Genomic DNA, 21,622 nt, shown 5'->3' with positions numbered 1-21,622 from the left:
CCCGACCATGACCGACACCCCCGAGCCGGCCATCCGGCGCGCCGCCGAGGCCGATCTGCCCGCCATCGTCGCCATGCTGGCCGACGACCCCCTAGGCGCCACCCGTGAATCGCCCGAGGACCTCACGCCCTACCTCGCGGCATTCAAGCGCCTGGCCGAGGACCCGAACCAGCACCTCGTCGTGGCCGTCCGCGCGGAACGCGTCGTGGGCACGCTCCAGCTGACGATCGTCCCGGGCCTGTCCCGCAAGGGCTCCACCCGCTCCATCATCGAGGGCGTCCGCGTGCACGCCGACGAGCGCGGCAGCGGCCTGGGCACCCGCTTCGTCGAATGGGCCATCGAGAAGTCCCGCGCCGAGAGCTGCGAGATCGTCCAGCTCACCTCGGACGCGACCCGCACCGACGCCCACCGCTTCTACGAACGGCTCGGCTTCGCCGCGTCCCACGTCGGGTTCAAGCTCCAGCTCTGAACGGCGGTGGCCAGAGGCCGGACCGCCGTGTCAGCGGCCCGGCCTCCGAGCGGGAGGATGAACCCCGGCCTGCCTCTGATCACCACGCGGCGGAGCCGGACCGTCAGCCGATGCCCCGCCAGCCCTGCGGGTCCACCCCGCCGGGCACCGGGGCCCCGGCGTCGTACGGCTCCCGGGTGAAGACGAAGGACGCCAGGTCGAGGTGGCTCACCGAGCCGTCGGCGCGCCGTACCGCCCTCAGCGTCTCCCCCGCGTAGTACCCGGACAGGCCCGTCCACGTGCCGTCCGGCTCCGCCCGGAAGCGCGCGGAGCGCCCGGTCGCACCCACCGGCCCCAGCTCCAGCGATCCGTCCGCCTTCAACCGCACCACTTGGGCCGACGTCCCCCAGTACCAGGGCCCGCACAGCTCCAGCGGCACCTGGTCGGCCTCCGCGAACGGCCGCCACGGCCGCGGGAACCGCGGCTCGGCGTCCGCGACGACCGCCACCAGATCCGCGGCCACCGACGCGGCCGGCAGCCCCGAGGTGCAGTTCGCCAGCACCACCGCCGCCACGTCGTCCGCCTCGCTCAGCCACAGGCCCGCGACGAACCCGGGCAGCGATCCGCTGTGCCCCGCGAGCCGGCGCCCGCCCTGGGCCGTCAGCTGCATCCCCAGCCCGTAGCCGTACTCGGCGAGACCCGGCTCCGGCGGCGCCGCCGACGTGCGCATCTCCCGTACCGACTCCGCGCCCAGCACCCGCTCGTCGCCCCGCAGCAGGAAGTCCGCGAAGCGCGCCAGGTCCCTGGTCGTGGACCACAGCTGACCGGCCGGAGCCATCAGCCCCAGGTCTTCGAGCGGCTCGGGCATCATCAGGTCCGCCCACGGGTGCACGGCCCAGCCACCCGCGTGCGGGGCCTGCGGCGACCCGCTCGTCCGCTCCAGCCCCAACGGCTCCAGCACCTCGGCCCGCAGCGCCTCCTCCCACGGCTTCCCGCGCAGCGCCTCGATCAGCGAACCGAGCAGCGTGTAACCGGGGTTGGAGTAGTGGTGCCGGCTTCCGGGCGCGTGCCGCAGCGGCTCGTCCCCCAGCACGTCGGCCAGTTCGGGGCGCAGCGCACCGGGCGTGCGCTCCCACCACTCGCCGGGCGTCTCCGCCGCCAGACCGCCGGTGTGGGCCAGCAGTTGGGCGATGGTCACGTCGCCGACGCCGGTGCCCGGCAGGTGCTTCTCCAGCGGATCCGCGAGGCCCAGCAGGCCTTCGTCCCTCAGCCGCATCACCAGAACGGCGGTGAAGGTCTTGGTGATCGACCCGATCCGGTACTGGACGTTCCCGTCCGGGCCGTGGCCCTCCACCGAGGTCCGGGAGCCCTCCCAGACCACCTCCCCGCCCCGCACCACGGCCGCCACCACGGACGGAGCCCGGCCCTCGCTCTGCGCGACCGCGATCCGGTGGCGCAGCGCCCGCCGCGTGGCAGGGAGAAGTTCCAGGTCCTCAGAGAGCTCATCCATGATCGGATGCTACGTGTTGGCCATGTCCACGAACCGCGAATAGTGGCCCTGGAAGGCTACCGTGATCGTCGCCGTGGGGCCGTTACGGTGCTTCGCCACGATCAGGTCCGCCTCGCCCGCGCGGGGGGACTCCTTCTCGTACGCGTCCTCGCGGTGGAGCAGGATCACCATGTCCGCGTCCTGCTCGATCGAGCCCGACTCACGCAGGTCGGAGACCATGGGCTTCTTGTCGGTGCGCTGCTCCGGACCACGGTTCAGCTGGGACAGCGCGATCACGGGGACCTCGAGCTCCTTCGCCAGCAGCTTGAGGTTTCGGGACATGTCCGAGACCTCCTGCTGGCGGCTCTCGGGACGGCGCGAGCCGCCCGACTGCATCAGCTGGAGGTAGTCGATGACCACGAGCGAGAGGTCGTTGCGCTGCTTGAGCCGGCGGCACTTGGCCCGGATCTCCATCATCGACAGGTTCGGGGAGTCGTCGATGTAGAGGGGGGCGGCGGACACGTCCGGCATCCGCCGGGCCAGCCGGGTCCAGTCGTCGTCCGTCATCGTGCCCGAGCGCATGTGGTGCAGAGCCACCCGGGCCTCCGCCGAGAGCAGGCGCATGGCGATCTCGTTGCGCCCCATTTCGAGGGAGAAGATCACGCTCGGCAGGTTGCTCTTGATGGAGCAGGCGCGCGCGAAGTCCAGCGCGAGCGTGGACTTGCCCATGGCGGGACGGGCCGCGATGACGATCATCTGACCGGGGTGCAGGCCGTTCGTCAGGGAGTCGAGGTCCGTGAAGCCCGTCGGTACGCCCGACATCTGTCCGCTGCGGGACCCGATCGCCTCGATCTCGTCGAGGGCGCCCTCCATGATGTCGCCGAGCGGCAGGTAGTCCTCGGAGGTCCGCTGCTCGGTGACCGCGTAGATCTCGGCCTGGGCGCTGTTGACGATCTCGTCGACGTCCCCGTCGGCCGCGTAGCCCATCTGTGTGATCTTCGTACCGGCCGCGACCAGGCGGCGCAGGACGGCGCGCTCGTGGACGATCTCGGCGTAGTACTCGGCGTTCGCCGCCGTCGGGACCGACTGCACCAGGGTGTGCAGGTACGAGGCTCCCCCGACCTTGCTGATCTCCCCGCGCCGGGTCAGCTCGGCGCCGACGGTGATCGGGTCGGCCGGCTCTCCCTTGGCGTACAGGTCGAGGATGGCCTGGTAGATCGTCTCGTGCGAGGGCCGGTAGAAGTCGTGGCCCTTGAGGACCTCGACGACATCGGCGATCGCGTCCTTGGACAGCAGCATGCCGCCGAGCACCGACTGCTCGGCGTCGAGGTCCTGCGGAGGGACGCGCTCGAAGCCGCCGCCGGCCCCGCCCCCGTCCCAGGAGCCGCCCTCGCGGCCCCGGTCGTGCTGCTCGTCACCGCGTCCGCGGCTCTCGCCGTTGCGGCGGGGACGGGGCGGCAGACGGTCACCCGGACCGCTGTCGGCCCAAGGGTCGTCCATGGGCTCGGGGATGCTCACCGGGCCGCCTCCTCCCGTCCGCAACGCGGACCTCGCCGTGCCACTCTTTCTACGACACGGCTCTGACATATGGGGCACCCGAATCGGCTCTCGGCGAGTCGGGCAACGCACCACGGTAGGGCCGACGGCGGCGTCAGCCAATCTTGTTATCCACAGGCTGTGTGGATGAGATGTGGACGACGGCGCCAATGCTGTGGGTAAGTCCCCGGAAGCTGTGCACGGACCGGGGGACGACGCTGTGGACAAAATCACCTGCACCCTGTCTTCACCCCATCTGACCTGGGCTTTCCGTCCTGGATCCGGTCCGCTCGGAAAAATCTTGGCCACTGTCTGAAGATCGCCTCCAACGGGTGGGGGGGAACGCGCAAGTCAGCGCCTTGGTAAGGATCCAAAGATGGTTGCATCTATTACCTGTGGAAGATTAGATTGAGCCCCATGACACAGGCCCCCGCCGCACCGAAGGCCGCACCGAGACGGCACGACCGAGAGATCTTCGCGCTCGCCGTCCCCGCCTTCGGCGCCCTCGTCGCCGAGCCGCTCTTCGTGATGGCCGACAGCGCCATCGTCGGGCACCTCGGGACGCCCCAGCTGGCCGGCCTCGGTATCGCCGCGGCTCTGCTCACCACCGCCGTGAGCGTCTTCGTATTCCTCGCCTACGCCACGACCGCGGCCGTCGCCCGCAGGGTCGGCGCGGGCGACCTCCAGGCGGCCATCCGGCAGGGCATGGACGGCATCTGGCTCGCCCTCCTGCTCGGCGCGGCTCTCATCGCCGTCGTCCTGCCCGCCGCCCCGTGGCTGGTCTCCGTCTTCGGGGCCTCTGACACGGTCGCCCCGTACGCGATCACCTATCTGCGGATCTCCGCGTTCGGCATCCCGGCCATGCTCGTGGTGCTGGCCGCCACCGGCGTCCTCCGCGGCCTCCAGGACACCCGTACGCCGCTCTACGTCGCCGTCGGCGGCTTCGCCCTCAACGGCGGGCTGAACGTCCTGCTCGTCTACGGCGCGGACCTCGGCATCGCGGGCTCCGCCTGGGGCACGGTCATCGCCCAGTGCGCCATGGCCGCCGCCTACCTCGTCGTGGTCGTACGCGGCGCCCGGCGGCACGAGGCCTCCCTGCGCCCCGACCTCGCGGGGATCCGGGCCTGCGCACAGGCCGGCGCCCCCCTGCTGGTCCGCACCCTGTCCCTGCGCGCCGTCCTGATGATCGCGACCGCCGTGGCCGCCCGCCTCGGCGATGCCGACATCGCCGCCCACCAGATCCTGCTGTCCCTGTGGAGCCTGCTCGCCTTCGCCCTGGACGCGATCGCGATCGCGGGCCAGGCGATCATCGGCCGCTACCTGGGCGCGGGGGACACCGACGGCGCCAAGGCCGTGTGCCGCCGCATGGTGCAGTGGGGGGTCGTCTCCGGGATCGTGCTCGGCCTGCTGGTCATCCTGGCCCGTCCCGTGTTCATTCCGCTGTTCACCAGCGATCCGGCGGTCGAGGACGCCCTGCTGCCCGCTCTGCTGGTCGTCGCGCTCTCCCAGCCCGTCTCCGGCATCGTCTTCGTCCTCGACGGGGTCCTGATGGGCGCCGGTGACGGCCGCTACCTCGCCTGGGCGATGCTCGTGACGCTCGCCGTGTTCACCCCGGCGGCCCTTCTGGTGCCGACGCTGGGAGGCGGTCTGACGACCCTGTGGTGGGCCATGACGCTGATGATGCTGGTCCGGATGGTCACCCTCCAGCTGCGCGCCCGCTCGGGCCGGTGGCTGATCGCGGGGGCGACGCGCTAGACGTGTGTTTCACGTGAAACACACCCGCCCGTTTCACGTGAAACAACCGGCCCGGCCATCCGCCCGTGTTTCACGTGAAACATCGCCCCACGACGAAGGGCCGCACCCCAGCGGGGTGCGGCCCTTCGTGTACGCAGCCCTTAGGCGGCGACGACCTCGATGCCCACGTTCGCGGCCACGTCAGCGTGCAGACGCACGGAGACCTGGTACGAACCGAGGGTCTTGATCGGGGAGCCAAGCTCCACGCGACGCTTGTCGACCTTCGGGCCGCCCGAGGACTCGATCGCCGTGGCGATGTCGGCCGGGGTCACGGAACCGAAGAGACGACCGGCGTCACCCGCGCGGGTGGCCAGACGGACCTTCACGCCCTCGAGCTTGGCCTTGAACTCGTTGGCCTGCTCGATGGTCGCGATCTCGTGGATCTTGCGGGCGCGGCGGATCTGCGCCACGTCCTTCTCGCCACCCTTGGTCCAGCGGATCGCGAAACCACGCGGGACCAGGTAGTTGCGAGCGTAACCGTCCTTGACGTCGACGACATCGCCGGCGGCACCGAGGCCAGAAACCTCGTGGGTCAGGATGATCTTCATTAGTCGGTCACCCTTTCCTTATCGCGCGGTGGACGTGTAGGGCAGCAGCGCCATCTCACGGCTGTTCTTCACGGCCGTGGCGACGTCACGCTGGTGCTGCGTGCAGTTGCCGGTAACGCGGCGGGCACGGATCTTGCCGCGGTCGGAAATGAACTTCCGCAGCATGTTCGTGTCCTTGTAGTCCACGTAAGCGGTCTTGTCCTTGCAGAACGCGCAGACCTTCTTCTTAGGCTTGCGCACAGGCGGCTTCGCCATTGTGTCTCTCCTGTGTGATCAAGAAGTTTGGATACGAGCTGCCCTAGAAGGGCGGCTCGTCCGAGTAGCCGCCGCCGGAGCCGCCGGAGCCGCCGGAGCCGCCGGAGCTTCCGCCCCAGCCGCCACCGCCGCCGCCCTGCTGCTGGCCGCCGGCCGGCGCGCTGGACGCCCACGGGTCGTCGGAGGGAGCTCCGCCGCCGCCGGGGGCGCCGCCGCTGGGGGCTCCGCCCCAGCCACCGCCGCCGCCCTGCTGCTGCTGACCTCCGCCGCCGCCGTATCCACCCTGGCCACCGCGACCGGTGGTCTTGGTGACCTTGGCCGTGGCGTTCTTCAGGCTGGGGCCGACTTCCTCGACGTCCAGCTCGTAGACCGTGCGCTTGACACCCTCACGGTCCTCGTACGACCGCTGCCTCAGCCGGCCCTGCACGATGACGCGCATGCCCCGCTGAAGGGACTCGGCGACGTTCTCCGCCGCCTGCCGCCACACCGAGCAGGTCAGGAACAGGCTCTCGCCGTCCTTCCACTCATTGGTCTGGCGGTCGAAGGTGCGGGGGGTGGACGCGACACGGAACTTCGCGACCGCCGCACCCGAGGGGGTGAAGCGCAGCTCGGGGTCGTCGACGAGATTGCCGACGACCGTGATGACGGTCTCGCCTGCCATGGATGAACCTCTCGGCGGGGATTGCTGCTGGGCTGCTGTGCTACTCGATCCCGATTACCGCTGAACCGAAGTTCAGTGGGTCTCGGGGCGAAGGACCTTGGTCCGGAGAACCGACTCGTTCAGGTTCATCTGTCGGTCAAGCTCCTTGACGACCGCAGGCTCGGCCTGGAGGTCGATGACCGAGTAGATGCCCTCGGGCTTCTTCTTGATCTCGTAAGCGAGACGACGACGGCCCCAGGTGTCGACCTTCTCGACCTTTCCGTTGCCCTCACGGACGACGGAGAGGAAGTTCTCGATCAGCGGGGAGACAGCGCGCTCCTCGAGATCGGGGTCGAGGATGACCATCACTTCGTAGTGACGCATGTGGAACCCACCTCCTTTGGACTCAGCGGCCACGGTCGTTCCGTGGCAGGAGGGTCGTGATGCGTGCGCACGGTGTCCGAGAGCAGACACCGCGCAGCTGTACAGACTACCTCCTCGACTCCTTCCGGTTGAAATCCGGCGCCAGAGGGACACAATCTGTATCCATCGGGTGTGCTCGGTGCTATGCCCCCCGGCACCTGCCGGAGGCGGCCCCGCAGCACCGCTCTGCTCAGCCAGGAGGTGCCTTCCGATGGCACAGGCCATGCGAACCCAGTCCTCACCCCCGCCGATCTCGCTCTTCTCGACCGACGGCAAGTCCCACCCGCTGCAGGACGCCCTGATGGCGGCCACGCTGATCCTCGGCGCCGTGGCGTTCGTCACGGCGTTCTTCCACAACCTGCACCTGCTCAGCTCGTGGACCGGGCTGATCGGGATCCTCACCGGCGCGTACGGACAGTTCATCTCCGTCACGACACGCGAGCGCTTCGCACTGATCATCGGCCTTGGCGCATCGGCCTTCGGCTTCTTCCTCGGCATGGCGCACGGCGGCCTCTTCGGCGGCTGGCTGGGCTGACCGGGGTACCTCCGCGGCAGGGCGCCGCCCACAACCGGCCGGGCCCGACGGCCCGTCCCCCAGATGGGTGGCGCCCCTGTCGCAGTAGGCTTCGCGCCATAGCCAGCGAAGCCGCCGGAGGAGACACCCCGCATGAGCCTGTCCCTGAGCACCATCAGCCGAGAGCAGCATCTGGCCTACCTCCAGAGCCTGCCGTCGGCTAGCCACTGCCAGGTCCCGGCATGGGCCGACGTCAAGAACGAGTGGCGCTCGGAGAACCTCGGCTGGTTCGACAAGTCCGGTGAACTCGTCGGTGTGGCGCTGGTGTTGTACCGCCAGCTGCCGAAGGTGAAGCGGTACCTCGCCTACCTCCCCGAGGGCCCGGTCATCAACTGGTACGCCCCGAACCTGGAGGAGTGGATCCAGCCGATGCTGGCCCACCTCAAGAACCAGGGCGCCTTCACGGTGAAGATGGGCCCGCCCGTGGTCATCCGCCGCTGGAACTCCACCGCCATCAAGGCCGGCATCCAGGACCCCGACGTCAAGCGCCTGCGCGACGTGGAGGCCTCGGTCATCGAGCCGCGCGCCTTCGAGGTCTCCGACAAGCTGCGCCGCATGGGCTGGCAGCAGGCCGAGGACGGCGGAGCCGGATTCGGCGACGTGCAGCCCCGCTACGTCTTCCAGGTGCCGCTGGCCAACCGCTCGCTGGACGATGTCCTCAAGGGCTTCAACCAGCTGTGGCGCCGCAACATCAAGAAGGCCGAGAAGGCCGGCGTCGAGGTCGTCCAGGGCGGCTACGAGGACCTGCCGACCTGGCAGCACCTGTACGAGATCACGGCCGAGCGCGACAAGTTCCGCCCGCGCCCGCTCAGCTACTTCCAGCGCCAGTGGACGGCCCTCAACTCCGAGGACCCCAACCGGATGCGGCTGTACATCGCCAAGCACGAGGGGGAGCCGCTGGCCGCCGCCACGATGCTCACCGTCGGCCAGCACGTCTGGTACTCGTACGGCGCCTCCGCCAACCACAAGCGCGAGGTGCGCCCGTCCAACGCGATGCAGTGGCGCATGCTGCGCGATTCGTACGCCCTGGGCGCGAGCGTCTACGACCTGCGCGGCATCTCTGACACGCTGGACGAGAACGACCACCTGTTCGGACTGATCCAGTTCAAGGTCGGCACGGGCGGCGAGGCCGTCGAGTACGTCGGCGAGTGGGACTTCCCGCTCAACAAGGTGCTGCACAAGGCGCTCGACATCTACATGTCGCGTCGCTGATCCCACCCCCACCCACGCACCGCTGCACCCGCAGCGTTTCAGGAGAGGTTCCGGACGGGCATGGCGCTCACGCTCTACGTCGACACCGCGCGCTGGCGTGCGCACCAGAAGCAGATCCAGGACCAGTTCCCCGGAATGATCCCGGTCTGCAAGGGCAACGGGTACGGCTTCGGCCACGAGCGCCTGTGCGAGGAGGCGACCCGGATGGGCGCCGACGTACTGGCCGTCGGGACGACCTACGAGGCCGCCAGCATCAAGGACTGGTTCGGCGGCGACCTGCTCGTCCTCACCCCGTTCCGGCGGGGCGAGGACCCGGTGCCGCTGCCCGACCGGGTCATCCGCTCGGTGGCCTCGCTGGACGGGGTCCGGGGTCTGGTCGGCGCCCGGGTGGTCATCGAGTGCATGAGCTCGATGCGCCGCCACGGCATCTCCGAACAGGACCTGGGACAGCTGCACGCGGCGATCGAGGACGTACGCCTCGAAGGCTTCGCCCTGCACCTGCCGCTGGACCGCCCGGACGGCTCGGACGCCGTCGAGGAGGTCATCGGCTGGATGGACCGGCTGCGCGCGGCCCGGCTGCCGCTGCACACCATGTTCGTCAGCCACCTGCGGGCGGAGGAACTGGCGCGTCTCCAGCAGCAGTTCCCGCAGACCCGCTTCCGTGCGCGGATCGGCACCCGGCTGTGGCTGGGCGACCACGACGCGACCGAGTACCGGGGCGCGGTCCTCGACGTCACGTGCGTGGCCAAGGGCGACCGCTTCGGCTACCGCCAGCAGAAGGCGGCTTCCGACGGCTGGCTGGTCGTCGTGGCCGGCGGTACCTCGCACGGAGTGGGCCTGGAGGCCCCCAAGGCCCTGCACGGCGTGATGCCGCGCGCCAAGGGCGTCGCCCGGGCGGGCCTGGCCACCGTCAACCGCAACCTGTCGCCCTTCGTGTGGGCGGGCAAGCAGCGCTGGTTCGCCGAGCCGCCGCACATGCAGGTGTCGATCCTGTTCGTGCCGTCGGACTCGCCCGAGCCCAAGGTCGGCGACGAGCTCGTGGCGCACCTGCGCCACACCACCACGCAGTTCGACCGGGTGCTCGACGCCTGACCGCCGCGCGCCGGCCGGTCCGTGACCGGCCGGCCCGCCCCGGGTCAGTCCTTGGCGGACGTGCCCCAGTCGACCCGCCGGTCCTCCGAGGGCGTCGCGTACTGCGGCGCCCTCGCCGCGTCCGAGAGCACGAACACGTCCTCGGCCCCGTCCAGGACGCCGCCCGAGGGGTCGTCGGCGCCGTCCCGGCGCACGAGGTCCCGTTCGGGCATGAGGATGTCGCGGACGATGACCGCGCACAGGTAGAGGGTGCCCAGCAGATGGGCGGCGATCGCCAGCTGGTAGCCCTCCGTGGGCAGACCCTGGTGCTTGTCCCCGCTGCTCGTGTAGGCGAGGTAGAACCAGATCCCGAAGAAGTACGCGACCTCCGTGGCCTGCCAGATCAGGAAGTCCCGCCAGCGCGGCCGGGCCAGTGCGGCGAGCGGGATGAGCCACAGGACGTACTGCGGCGAGTAGACCTTGTTCGCCAGGATGAAGGCGGCGACGACCAGGAAGGCCAGCTGGGCGAAGCGGGGCCGGCGCGGGGCGGTCAGGGTGAGCAGCCCGATGGCTCCGCAGAGCAGGAGGGTCAGCCCGGTCGCGTACGTGTTGGCGCCGTCCAGGGGATTGCCCGAGCGCTGGGAGATCAGCAGCCACACGGAGCCGAAGTCGATGGGCCGTTCCTGGCTGAAGGTGTAGAACTTCGTCCAGCCCTCCCAGGCCCCGGCCATGACCGGCAGGTTCACCAGGAGCCAGGACCCGGCCGCGCCGAGGACCGCCCCGCCGAAGGCCCGCCACTTCCCGGCCCGCCAGCAGAGCACGAACAGCACGCCGAGCAGCAGCACCGGGTAGAGCTTCGCCGCGGTGGCCAGGCCGATGAGGACACCGAAGAGGACCGTCCGGCCCCGGGACCACATGAGCATTCCGGCGGCGGTCAGGGCGATGGCGAGCAGGTCCCAGTTGATCGTCGCGGTCAGCGCGAAGGCAGGCGCGAGGGCGAAGAGCAGGGCGTCCCAGGGGCGGCGGCGGTGGGTCCGGGCCACGCACACGGCGATGACCGCCGCGCAGGCCATCAGCATGCCCGCGTTGACCATCCAGTACATCTGCTCGCGGTGCTGCATGGAGCCGCTGCCGGGCGTGAGCCAGGAGGCGATCTCCATGAACAGGCCGGTGAGCACCGGGTACTCCAGGTACTCCATGTCGCCCGGAAGCCGGTCGAAGTACGGGGTCAGGTTGTCGGCGAAGCCGCGTACCGCGTAGAGGTGCGGGATGTCCGAGTAGCAGGCGTGGGTGTACTGGGACGCGGCTCCCCGGAACCACGCCCAGTCGTAGCAGGGCAGTTTCTGGACCATGCCCAGCGCGAACATGCCGATGGCGATCAGGGCCACCACGCGGACGGGCCCCAGCCAGTGGCCGCCGAGCCGGGCGTGGCGGCCGATGGGGCCGCCGAGGAACTCACTGCCCGCTGCGGAGACCTCGTCCTGCTGAGTGGGCAGTACGGGGCTGTCCTCGTGCACCTTCGTCATGGGGCTACATCCTGCCGTACCGGGCCGGACATGGGGGAAGGCCGCCGCACACCGTGCGACGGCCTTCCCCGGGCCGGTGGCGGGTGCGGTCAGTCGGCCGCCGCGCCGGTGGGCCAGCCCGTCGTGCCGCCCGGGCGGCCGGGCTTGCCGGTGTTCGTCTGCGACGGCGATCCGCTGGGACCGCCGATGATCCCGCCGTCGGTCCCGCCGTCCGTTCCCCCGTCGGTTCCGCCGTTGCCGGTCCCGCCGGTGGTGTCCGGGTCGCAGTACAGCTCCCACGGCTTGCAGGAGGGCTTGCCGCTCTTCGACGGGGTCGGGGAGGGCGGGGGCGGGCTGCTCGACGGCGGGGTCGAGGGCGAGGCGGACGGCGAGGCGGGGGCCGAGGGGGTCGGGGTGGGGGCTCCCGCCGAGTCGGCCTTCACACCGATGTCCTCGGCCTCGGGGAACTGTGTGGGCGGGGCGCCCTTGAGCGCCTCGCGCATGTACTCGGTCCAGATGACGGCCGGGATGTCACCGCCGTGGATGGAGTCGGTGCCGCCCACGCCGTTCATGGACTGCAGCTCCTTGTCCTTCGAATTGGGGTTGGACCGGAAGAGGACCACGGAGGTGGACAGCTCCGGGGTGTAGCCGACGAACCAGGCCGACTTGTTCTCGTCGGTGGTACCGGTCTTGCCCGCGGCGGGCCGGCCCAGCTTCTTGGCCTTGGTGCCGGTGCCGTTCTGGACGACGTTCTGCAGGACCTTGGTGACGTTGTCCGCGATGGCGTTGTCCATGGCCCGCTGGGGCGTGGGGGCCTCGAAGCCGGGCAGCTTGTCGCCGTTCTTCTTGACCTCGGTCACGGAGTACGGCTCGCGGTGCATGCCGGAGGCGGCGAAGGTGGCGTACGAGTCGGCCATCCGGATGGCGCTGGGAGTCGAGGTGCCCAGGGCGAAGGAGGCGTCGTTGTTCGGGTTCATCGACTCTTCCAGGATGCCCGTGGCCTTGGCCACGTTGCGCACCTTGTCGTGGCCGACGTCGAAGACGAGCTGGGCGAACGGGACGTTGATGGACTTCTCCATCGCCTCGGTGAGCGTCACGTAGCCGTAGGGCGTGGGGCTCTCGTTCTTCTGCTTGAACGGGCTGCCGGAGGCGTCGCGCAGCGGCCTGCCCTCGCGGTTGTTGATCACGGTGAGGTCGTTGGCCTGGTACTTGCTGTCGACCGAGATGCCCTGGCCCTTGGAGTTCTGCGTGCCGTACTCCATCGCCGCCGCCAGCACGTACGGCTTCCAGGTCGAGCCGACCGGGACACCGCTGGTGTTGGCGTTGTTGCTGAAGTACTTCTGGTCCCAGCCCGGTCCGCCGTAGATCGCGACGATCTTCCCGGTCTTCACGTCCACGGAGGAGGCGCCGAACTGCACGAACGTGTCGAACTCCGGCCGCTTCTTCTCGTCGAGGAATGCGTTGCGGGTGTCCTCGACGGCCTTGGCCAGGGCGTCGACCTTCGGTTTCTCGAAGGTGGTCCGGATCGTGTAGCCGCCCAGGGCCATCTGCTCGGCGCTGATGTGCGCGTTCTTCATCACGTACGCCTTGGCGGTGTCGACCAGGTAGCCGATCTGGCCGGTCATGCCGCGGGCCTGCTCCGACTCGATGCGCGGGGGGAACTCGGCGTCCGTGTACTTCGCCCGCACGCTCTTGTCCATCCGGCCGACCTCGACCTCGCGGTCGAGCACCCAGGCCCAGCGCTTCCTGGCCCGCTGCTCGTTGAGGGCGGGGGTGGCGGCCGCGCCGATGCCGCCGTCCGGGTTGTACAGGTTGGGGCCCTTGAGCACGGAGGCCAGGAAGGCGCTCTCGGCGGGGTTGAGGTCCTTGCAGTCCTTGCCGAAGTAGGCGCGGGCCGCGGCCTGGATGCCGTAGGCGTCGCGACCGTAGTAGGCGGTGTTGAGGTAGCCCGCGAGGACCGTGTCCTTCTCCTCGGAGACGCCCAGCCTGATGGCGATGAAGAGCTCGGTGACCTTGCGCTTGAGCGTCTGGTCCGAGTCCAGGTAGGTGTTCTTCACGTACTGCTGGGTGATCGTCGAGCCGCCCTGGGTGGAGCCGCCGGTGGCCATGTTCCACACGGCCCGGCCGATGCCCATCGGGTCGACGCCCTTGTCCGTCTCGAAGGACTCGTTCTCCGCGGCGATCACGGCGTCCCGCATCGACCGCGGGATGTCGGAGATGGGGACGATCTGGCGGTTCATGGAACCGCCGGTCGCCACCATCTGGGTGCCGTCGGCCCACTCGAAGACGTTGTTCTGAGCCTGGGCCGCCTTGTGCGGGTCCGGCTCGCCCACCATGGCGATGCCGATGCCCGCTCCGGCGAAGACGACCGCGAAGAAGCCCAGTGCCGTGCCGGACACCAGCTTCCAGGAGGGCACGAAGCGCTTCCAGCCGTCCCGGTCGGACCGCGGGTAGTTGACGAGGCGCTTGTCGGGGCGCCCGGTGCCGCCGCGCGCCGCCCGGCCGGAGGCTCTGCCCCCGCGACCGGCGGCCCCTCTCTGGGCGGCTCGGCGGGCCTCCGCGCGGCTGCCGTGCGCGGACGGTTCCGCATACGGCCCGCTGGGCGAGGCGGTGGGAACGTCACGTCCGGATCCGGCGCCCCGGCCGGGACGCTGCTGGGCAGCCCGGCGGGCCGAGGCTCGCCCACCACCTTGGGGCTGCGACGGTTTGCGGCGGTGCTCGCTCATCGAACGACTACTCCTCGGGCAGGCGAGTGGCCTGGAAGCGGCAGGTGAATTCCGGTTCCCCCGGTGTCCTGGCGCACAGACTACGCACGCTCAAAACCCGACCAGTGCCGAAGTTCACCCCAAATCAGGCAACTTGCATCGTACGAATTGGTGATGTGACGCCGGTCACCACGTCACCCCTTGTCGCTGGGCGCACACCGTTCTATCGTCTGGATGTATCGAGTCGATACATCAGCTCGGCATAAAGACTCCGGGCCGAGAGCTCGGAGTGGGAGTCGGAGGAGAGGCAGGCGGATGAGCAGGCGCTCAGGCATCCTCGAATTCGCCGTCCTCGGCCTGCTTCGCGAATCCCCCATGCACGGGTACGAGCTGCGCAAGCGGCTCAACACCTCGCTCGGGGTGTTCAGGGCCTTCAGCTACGGGACGCTCTATCCCTGCCTCAAGACGCTCGTCGCCAACGGCTGGTTGATCGAGGAGCCGGGCAACGCCCCGGAAGACGCGCTCGCCGCTTCACTCGCAGGGCGGCGCGCCAAGATCGTCTACCGGTTGACGGCCGCGGGCAAGGAGCACTTCGAGGAGCTCCTCTCCCACACGGGGCCCGACACCTGGGAGGACGAGTCCTTCGCCGCGCGCTTCGCCTTCTTCGGCCAGACCGAACGAGACGTGCGCATGCGGGTACTGGAGGGCCGCCGCAGCCGGCTGGAGGAGCGCCTGGAGAAGATGCGCGCCTCACTGGCCCGCACGCGGGAACGCCTCGACGACTACACGCTGGAGCTTCAGCGGCACGGCATGGAGTCCGTGGAGCGCGAAGTGCGCTGGCTGAACGAGCTCATCGAGAGCGAGCGGGCGGGACGGGATCGGAGACGACCCGGTCCGTCCGACGAAACTGAAAAATGAGGCCTGCATCTCGCAGACCTCGTCCGAGAACAAACAGGGAGCAACCGGAATGGGTTCGGTTCGCGTAGCCATCGTCGGCGTAGGCAACTGCGCCGCCTCGCTGGTGCAGGGCGTCGAGTACTACAAGGACGCCGACCCGGCGGCCAAGGTCCCCGGTCTGATGCACGTCCAGTTCGGCGACTACCACGTGCGTGACATCGAGTTCGTCGCCGCGTTCGACGTCGACGCGAAGAAGGTCGGCCTCGACCTTTCGGACGCCATCGGCGCCAGCGAGAACAACACCATCAAGATCTGCGACGTCCCGAACACGGGCGTCACCGTGCAGCGCGGCCACACCTACGACGGCCTGGGCAAGTACTACCGCCTGACCATCGAGGAGTCCGCCGAGGCTCCGGTCGACGTGGTGCAGATCCTCAAGGACCGCCAGGTCGACGTCCTGATCTGCTACCTGCCCGTCGGCTCCGAGGACGCGGCGAAGTTCTACGCCCAGTGCGCCATCGACGCCAAGGTCGCCTTCGTCAACGCCCTCCCGGTCTTCATCGCCGGCACCAAGGAGTGGGCCGACAAGTTCACCGAGGCCGGTGTCCCGATCGTCGGCGACGACATCAAGTCGCAGGTCGGCGCCACCATCACGCACCGCGTGATGGCCAAGCTGTTCGAGGACCGCGGTGTCCGTCTTGAGCGCACCATGCAGCTCAACGTCGGCGGCAACATGGACTTCAAGAACATGCTCGAGCGCGACCGCCTGGAGTCGAAGAAGATCTCCAAGACGCAGGCCGTCACCTCGCAGATCCCCGACCGTGAGCTCGGCGAGAAGAACGTCCACATCGGCCCGTCCGACTACGTCGCGTGGCTCGACGACCGCAAGTGGGCCTACGTCCGCCTCGAGGGCCGCGCCTTCGGCGACGTCCCGCTGAACCTCGAGTACAAGCTCGAGGTGTGGGACTCCCCGAACTCCGCCGGTGTCATCATCGACGCCCTGCGCGCCGCGAAGATCGCCAAGGACCGCGGTATCGGCGGCCCGATCCTGTCGGCGTCCAGCTACTTCATGAAGTCCCCGCCGGTGCAGTACTTCGACGACGAGGCCTACGCGAACGTCGAGAAGTTCATCAAGGGCGAGGTCGAGCGCTAGTCGAGCCCCTGGTGTCCGCGAGGACACCTGGACTTCGGCTGTTCTTCCGCGGAGGGTCCCCGGGCAATTCGCCCGGGGACCCTCCGCGTATGTGACCCTTGCCCTCATGCCTGTCGTACGTGATCTGCGGGTACTCCTGCGCCTGCGGGACTTCCGCAACCTGCTCGCCGTACGGCTGCTCTCCCAGGCGGCGGACGGCGTCTACCAGGTCGCGCTCGCCACCTACGTCGTGTTCTCCCCCGAGAAACAGACCTCACCGGCGGCCATCGCCTCGACCATGGCGGTACTGCTGCTGCCGTATTCGGCGATCGGCCCCTTCGCCGGGGTGCTGCTCGACCGCTGGCGCCGCCGCCAGGTCTTCCTCTACGGCAACCTGCTGCGGGCCTTCCTCGCCTGCGTCACCGGCATGCTGATCGTCGCCCAGGTCCCCGACTGGCTGTTCTACGCGTCGGCGCTGTCCGTGACCGCCGTCAACCGCTTCGTCCTGGCCGGGCTCTCCGCATCCCTGCCCCACGTCGTCGGCCCCGGCCAGCTGGTCACCGCGAACGCCCTCTCCCCGACCGCCGGAACCCTCGCGGCGACCGCCGGCGGGGGACTGGCCTTCCTCGTCCGGCTGCTGGCCGACGACGCCGACGCCCTCGTCGTCCTGCTCGGGGCCGGGCTCTACCTGACCGCGGCCCTCGCTTCCCTGCGCCTGGCCGTCGGCCTCCTCGGGCCCGACCACCCCCCTGGCGTGCTCCACCCGTCGGTCGCCGAGGGCGTCGCCCTCACCGTCCGGGGGATGGCCGAGGGGCTGCGGCATCTCGCCTCCCGCCGGGAAGCCGCCCGAGCGCTGACCGCGATGACGATGATGCGCTTCTGCTACGGGGCGCTGTTCGTGATGCTGCTCATGCTCTGCCGCTACTCGTGGTCAGAGAACGAGGCCGACGGACTCGCCCTCCTGGGGATCGCGGTCGGCGTCTCGGGGGCCGGGTTCTTCACGGCGGCCGTCGTCACTCCCTGGCTGGTGGGCCGGCTGGGACCACTGGGCTGGATCACGGCCTGCTCAGCGGGCGCCGCGGTCCTGGTCCCGGCCCTCGGCCTGTTCTTCACCCCCGAACCGATGCTGGCCGCCGCGTTCGTCCTCGGCCTCGCCACCCAGGGCGCCAAGATCTCCACCGACACGATCGTGCAGTCCCGGGTGGACGACGACTACCGCGGCCGTGTCTTCTCCGTCTACGACGTGCTCTTCAACGTGGCCTTCGTCGGCGCCGCGGCGGTGGCCTCCCTGATGCTCCCGGTCAACGGGCAGTCCGTGCCGCTGATCCTCTGCGTGGCCGCCCTCTACGCCGCCACCGCGGCGCTGCTGGGCCGACAGCGGGGACGTTTCACGTGAAACATCGCCGCGCCGGGGAGCACGCGGGGGCATCCGGGCCGATGTTTCACGTGAAACACCGGCTCCGGCCCTCCGGCGTCACGCCTGCGCGGCCCACCACTCCTTGAGGGCGGTGACGGCCGCGTCGTGTCCCAGCGGCCCGTGCTCCAGCCGCAGCTCCAGGAGGAACGCGTACGCCTTCCCGATCACCGGGCCGGGGCCGACGTCCAGCACCCGCATGATCTCGTTGCCGTCCAGGTCGGGCCGGATCGCGTCCAGCTCCTCCTGCTCCTGCAGCTGTGCGATGCGCTCCTCCAGACCGTCGTAGGTCCGGGACAGCGCGTTGGCCTTGCGCTTGTTGCGCGTGGTGCAGTCCGACCGGGTCAGCTTGTGCAGGCGCGCCAGCAGCGGGCCGGCGTCGCGGACGTAGCGCCGCACCGCGGAGTCCGTCCACTCGCCGTCGCCGTAGCCGTGGAAGCGCAGGTGCAGCTCCACCAGCCGGGACACGTCCTTGATGATGTCGTTGGAGTACTTCAGAGCCGTCAGGCGCTTCTTGGTCATCTTCGCGCCCACCACCTCGTGGTGGTGGAAGGAGACCCTGCCGTCGCTCTCGAAGCGCCGGGTACGGGGCTTGCCGATGTCGTGCAGCAGGGCGGCGAGCCGCAGCACCAGGTCCGGGCCGTCCTCCTCCAGCGCGATCGCCTGCTCCAGCACGATCAGCGAGTGGTCGTAGACGTCCTTGTGGCGGTGGTGTTCGTCACTCTCCAGCCGCAGGGCGGGCAGCTCCGGCAGGACCCGGTCGGCCAACCCGGTGTCCACGAGCAGGCCAAGGCCCTTGCGCGGGCCGGCGGACAGGATCAGCTTGTTCAGCTCGCCCTGCACCCGCTCCGCGGAGACGATCTCGATCCGGTCGGACATGGCCTTCATGGCCGCGACCACCTCGGGAGCGACCTCGAAGTCCAGCTGAGCGGCGAACCGCGCCGCCCGCAGCATGCGCAGCGGATCGTCCGAGAACGAGTCCTCGGGGGTGCCGGGGGTACGCAGCACCCCTGCGGCCAGATCCTCCAGACCGCCGTGCGGATCGATGAACCGCTGCTCCGGAAGGGCCAGGGCCATGGCGTTGACCGTGAAGTCGCGCCGGACCAGGTCCTCCTCGATCGAGTCGCCGTAGGAGACCTCGGGCTTGCGCGAGGTCCGGTCGTAGGCCTCCGAGCGGTACGTCGTCACCTCGATCTGGAAGCCGGCCTTCTGCGCCCCGACGGTGCCGAAGGCGATGCCGACGTCCCACACCGAGTCCGCCCACGGCCGGACGATCTTCAGAACCTCCTCGGGGCGGGCATCGGTGGTGAAGTCGAGATCGTTGCCGAGACGCCCGAGGAGCGCGTCGCGGACGGAACCGCCGACCAGGGCGAGGCGGAAGCCCGCCTCCTGGAAGCGGCGGCCGAGCTCGTCGGCGACAGGAGCGACCCGCAGCAGTTCACTCACCGCGCGGCGCTGCACCTGACTCAGGGCACTGGGGTTGTCTTCGTTGGCGTTCGGCACAACAGAAAAGGGTACGTGTCCCGCCCGGCGCGGGCTTCCCCCTTTATCGCGACCCCGGTACGCCGCTGCCCCGGGGCTGAGCCGATCATGTGGAGCAAGGGGCGGCACTCGCGCACAGCGGGTCTCGTTACCATGCGTGGACGCACAGACGACGACCACTGACACTTCGAGGGACGGGCTAGCGCGTGGCCGAGGCGGCAGACATCCCGGGGGCGTCCCCCACTCCTGTCCGGCGCCGCCGGCTGCGGCGCGCGGTGGTTCTGCTCGCCGGGACGCCCGTCCTCGCCGCCCTGGTCTACTCGCCGGCCCCCGAGGCCCAGGCCGCGCAGGCGGCCACCGTCGACGTCCAGCTGACCTCGATGACCCCCGCCGCCCCAGTCAAGGGCGACACGCTGACCATCACGGGCAGCGTGGTCAACAACGGCTCCGAGACGATCAACGACGCCCACGTGGGCCTGCGGGTCGGCCCCCTGCTCGCGGACCGGTCCTTGATCGACGAGGCCGCGGAGCGCACCGGCTTCCGGGCCGGCACGGACCCGGGGGAGATCGATCCGGCCCACGCCGTGAAGATCGCCTCGCTGCCGTCGAAGGTCAACCACACTTTTACCCTGACGGTCCCGGTGAACAAGCTGGAGCTGGACAAGGACGGGGTCTACCAACTCGGCGTCTCCCTGTCCGGGGTGACCGAGAGCCGCCCGTCCGAGCAGGTCCTGGGCATCAAGCGCACCTTCCTGCCCTGGCAGCCGGAGGCCGCGGCCAAGCGGGCCCAGCTCACCTACGTGTGGCCGCTGATCTCCACCACCCACGTGACCGCGGAAACCGGCTCGGACGAGACGCAGACCCCCGTCTTCCTCGACGACTCCCTCGCGGAGGAGCTCAAGTCGGGCGGCCGGCTGGAGCGGATGGTCGCGCTCGGCAAGGACCTGCCCATCACCTGGGTCATCGATCCGGACCTGCTGTACACGGTCGACGCGATGACCAAGGGCTACCGGGTCCGCGTCCCGGGCGGAAAGTCCGTACAGGGCAAGAACAAGGCCGTCGCCGAACAGTGGCTGAGCTCCCTGGAAGCGGCCGTCCAGGGCAAGAAGGTCGTGGCCCTGCCCTTCGCGGACCCCGACCTCGCCTCCCTCGCCCACCGCGGCAAGGACGTCTCGGGGAGCCTGGGCCAGCTGCGGCCCGCCACCGACAAGGCGAAGCAGGCCGTCGAGACGGTCCTGCACGTCCCCGCGTCCACCGACTTCTCCTGGCCCGTGGACGGCGCCATCGACCCCTCGATCGTCAACGTCGCCACCTCGGCCGGCGCCCACAACATCCTCACCCGCAGCGACAGCCTCTCGGAGAGCGGAGCCCTCGGGTACACCCCCTCGGCCGCCCGCCCCATCGGCGCGGGCGCCACCGCAGTCGTCGCCGACGCGGAACTCTCCACCGCCTTCGAGGGCGACATGCTGAGCGCCGGGAACTCCACCCTCGCCGTGCAGCGGTTCCTCGCCCACACCCTCGCCCTGAACCTGCAGAAGACCGACGAGCAGCGCAGCTTCGTCGTCGCCCCGCAGCGGATGCCCAGTGTCAGCCAGGTGGGGACGATGGCCGATGCCGTCCGCGCCCTGCAGGCCGGCCGCTGGACCCAGCCCGGCGATCTCGAGGCCGCGGCCGCGGCCAAACCCGACCCGGCGGCCGCCACCCAGGTGCCGGGCGCCGGGCAGTACCCCGAGGAGCTGCGCAAGCAGGAGCTCCCGGCGACCGCTTTCGAGAAGATCCGGACCACCCAGAACACCCTCGACCACTTCAAGGTCATCCTCGCCGCGCCCGACCGCGTGGAGATCCCCTTCGGCAACACCACCAACCGGGAGATGTCCGCCTCCTGGCGTGGCCGCCCCGCCGAGGCCGCCCTCTACCGGGACCAGGCGCAGGACTATCTGATCGGCCTCACCGAGAAGGTCAAGATCGTCCCCAAGTCCGACGCCACCTTGTCCGGCCACAGCGCCACCATCCCGGTGAGTGTCCAGAACAGCCTCGTCCAGGACGTCCACGACCTGGTCCTGCGGGTGAAGTCGGCCAACCCCACCCGCCTGATGTTCGGCGCCAAGGGCCAGGCCGAACAGCAGGTCACCGTCCAGGGCGACCACACCCAGACGATCAAGTTCCCCGCGAACGCCACCGCGAGCGGCCCCGTCGAGGTCACCGCGCAGCTCTTCACCAAGGACGGCGTCCCCTACGGCAAGGAACGAAAGTTCACCGTCGACGCCACCGAGATCACCCCCACCGTCATGCTCGTCATCGCCGGCGGTGTGCTCCTCCTCGTCCTGGCGGGCATCAAGATGTACGCCAGCCGCAAGCGCGTCGCGGCGCGCGCGGCCGCCGAGGAGAGCACGCAGCAGAGTGACGAGTCCCCGGACACCGGACCGCAAAGCACGGACGGGTCCGGCACGAGTGAGACAGTGGACCGTTGAGCGATGCCGTGGCCGGTCGGCCTGGG

At 69.9% G+C, this 21,622-nt stretch carries 18 protein-coding genes; 9 read left to right on the top strand and 9 right to left on the bottom strand.

Features of this window, described 5'->3' with window-relative positions; all coding sequences use genetic code 11:
* Positions 1-7: 7 nt before the first annotated feature.
* Positions 8-469 carry a GNAT family N-acetyltransferase gene (locus BGK67_RS18255; protein ID WP_069921090.1) on the top strand — a complete coding sequence of 154 codons (462 nt, stop codon included), beginning with the start codon at positions 8-10 and terminating at the stop codon, positions 467-469.
* A 103-nt stretch (positions 470-572) separates the two neighbouring features.
* Here the strand turns inward: BGK67_RS18255 and BGK67_RS18250 are convergent, their stop codons facing one another.
* Together BGK67_RS18250 and dnaB are read right to left on the bottom strand one after the other, a co-directional pair.
* Positions 573-1,958, bottom strand: coding sequence for a serine hydrolase domain-containing protein (locus BGK67_RS18250; RefSeq protein ID WP_069921089.1), 1,386 nt, complete (start codon positions 1,956-1,958; stop codon positions 573-575).
* A gap of 9 nt (positions 1,959-1,967) precedes the next feature.
* The gene (gene dnaB, locus BGK67_RS18245; RefSeq protein WP_069921088.1) at positions 1,968-3,455 is read right to left on the bottom strand and encodes a replicative DNA helicase; all 1,488 of its coding nucleotides are present in this window, start codon (positions 3,453-3,455) and stop codon (positions 1,968-1,970) included.
* Positions 3,456-3,890: 435 nt separating this feature from the next.
* Between dnaB and BGK67_RS18240 the strand changes: the two genes are divergently transcribed.
* Positions 3,891-5,228, top strand: a complete 1,338-nt coding sequence (locus BGK67_RS18240) for an MATE family efflux transporter (protein WP_069921087.1) — start codon at positions 3,891-3,893, stop codon at positions 5,226-5,228.
* 140 nt (positions 5,229-5,368) lie between these two features.
* On the opposite strand, the gene rplI is transcribed toward BGK67_RS18240, so the two are convergent.
* From rplI to rpsF, 4 genes are all read right to left on the bottom strand, one after another.
* Positions 5,369-5,815 carry a 50S ribosomal protein L9 gene (rplI, locus tag BGK67_RS18235; RefSeq protein WP_069921086.1) on the bottom strand — a complete coding sequence of 149 codons (447 nt, stop codon included), beginning with the start codon at positions 5,813-5,815 and terminating at the stop codon, positions 5,369-5,371.
* Between the two features lie 18 nt (positions 5,816-5,833).
* The gene (rpsR, locus tag BGK67_RS18230; protein WP_005315025.1) at positions 5,834-6,070 is read right to left on the bottom strand and encodes a 30S ribosomal protein S18; all 237 of its coding nucleotides are present in this window, start codon (positions 6,068-6,070) and stop codon (positions 5,834-5,836) included.
* A 43-nt stretch (positions 6,071-6,113) separates the two neighbouring features.
* Positions 6,114-6,731 carry a single-stranded DNA-binding protein gene (locus tag BGK67_RS18225; protein ID WP_069921085.1) on the bottom strand — a complete coding sequence of 206 codons (618 nt, stop codon included), beginning with the start codon at positions 6,729-6,731 and terminating at the stop codon, positions 6,114-6,116.
* Positions 6,732-6,803: 72 nt separating this feature from the next.
* Complete coding sequence (gene rpsF, locus BGK67_RS18220; RefSeq protein ID WP_004950685.1) at positions 6,804-7,094, bottom strand: 30S ribosomal protein S6; 291 nt, start codon at positions 7,092-7,094, stop codon at positions 6,804-6,806.
* A 250-nt stretch (positions 7,095-7,344) separates the two neighbouring features.
* Between rpsF and BGK67_RS18215 the strand changes: the two genes are divergently transcribed.
* The 3 genes from BGK67_RS18215 (at position 7,345) to BGK67_RS18205 (ending at position 10,011) form a co-directional block, all read left to right on the top strand.
* Positions 7,345-7,668, top strand: a complete 324-nt coding sequence (locus tag BGK67_RS18215; RefSeq protein ID WP_069921084.1) for a hypothetical protein — start codon at positions 7,345-7,347, stop codon at positions 7,666-7,668.
* Positions 7,669-7,800: 132 nt separating this feature from the next.
* The gene (locus tag BGK67_RS18210; RefSeq protein WP_069921083.1) at positions 7,801-8,919 is read left to right on the top strand and encodes a lipid II:glycine glycyltransferase FemX; all 1,119 of its coding nucleotides are present in this window, start codon (positions 7,801-7,803) and stop codon (positions 8,917-8,919) included.
* Positions 8,920-8,979: 60 nt separating this feature from the next.
* Positions 8,980-10,011, top strand: a complete 1,032-nt coding sequence (locus BGK67_RS18205; RefSeq protein WP_069921082.1) for an alanine racemase — start codon at positions 8,980-8,982, stop codon at positions 10,009-10,011.
* Between the two features lie 44 nt (positions 10,012-10,055).
* On the opposite strand, the gene BGK67_RS18200 is transcribed toward BGK67_RS18205, so the two are convergent.
* Both BGK67_RS18200 and BGK67_RS18195 read right to left on the bottom strand, forming a co-directional pair.
* Complete coding sequence (locus BGK67_RS18200; protein WP_069921081.1) at positions 10,056-11,516, bottom strand: glycosyltransferase family 87 protein; 1,461 nt, start codon at positions 11,514-11,516, stop codon at positions 10,056-10,058.
* A gap of 89 nt (positions 11,517-11,605) precedes the next feature.
* Positions 11,606-14,221 (bottom strand): transglycosylase domain-containing protein, encoded by a 2,616-nt coding sequence (locus tag BGK67_RS18195; protein WP_079154257.1) that lies wholly within the window; start codon positions 14,219-14,221, stop codon positions 11,606-11,608.
* A gap of 294 nt (positions 14,222-14,515) precedes the next feature.
* On the opposite strand from BGK67_RS18195, the gene BGK67_RS18190 reads away from it, so the two are divergent.
* The 3 genes from BGK67_RS18190 to BGK67_RS18180 all read left to right on the top strand — a co-directional run bounded on the left by BGK67_RS18190 (position 14,516) and on the right by BGK67_RS18180 (position 17,625).
* Entirely contained in the window at positions 14,516-15,118 is a 603-nt protein-coding gene (locus tag BGK67_RS18190; protein WP_069921079.1) for a PadR family transcriptional regulator, read from the top strand.
* Positions 15,119-15,167: 49 nt separating this feature from the next.
* Entirely contained in the window at positions 15,168-16,250 is a 1,083-nt protein-coding gene (locus tag BGK67_RS18185) for an inositol-3-phosphate synthase (RefSeq protein ID WP_069921078.1), read from the top strand.
* Between the two features lie 106 nt (positions 16,251-16,356).
* A complete protein-coding gene (locus BGK67_RS18180; protein ID WP_069921077.1) occupies positions 16,357-17,625 on the top strand; it encodes an MFS transporter in 1,269 nt (422 codons plus the stop codon).
* Positions 17,626-17,703: 78 nt separating this feature from the next.
* Here the strand turns inward: BGK67_RS18180 and BGK67_RS18175 are convergent, their stop codons facing one another.
* The gene (locus BGK67_RS18175) at positions 17,704-19,146 is read right to left on the bottom strand and encodes a CCA tRNA nucleotidyltransferase (RefSeq protein WP_069921076.1); all 1,443 of its coding nucleotides are present in this window, start codon (positions 19,144-19,146) and stop codon (positions 17,704-17,706) included.
* A 185-nt stretch (positions 19,147-19,331) separates the two neighbouring features.
* Between BGK67_RS18175 and BGK67_RS18170 the strand changes: the two genes are divergently transcribed.
* A complete protein-coding gene (locus BGK67_RS18170; protein WP_069921075.1) occupies positions 19,332-21,596 on the top strand; it encodes a DUF6049 family protein in 2,265 nt (754 codons plus the stop codon).
* Positions 21,597-21,622: the final 26 nt, after the last annotated feature.

Source organism: Streptomyces subrutilus (assembly GCF_001746425.1).
Lineage (GTDB): Bacteria > Actinomycetota > Actinomycetes > Streptomycetales > Streptomycetaceae > Streptomyces > Streptomyces subrutilus_A.
The sequence above is the reverse complement of the archived record's forward strand: the minus strand, read 5'-3'. Positions and strand labels throughout refer to the sequence as shown.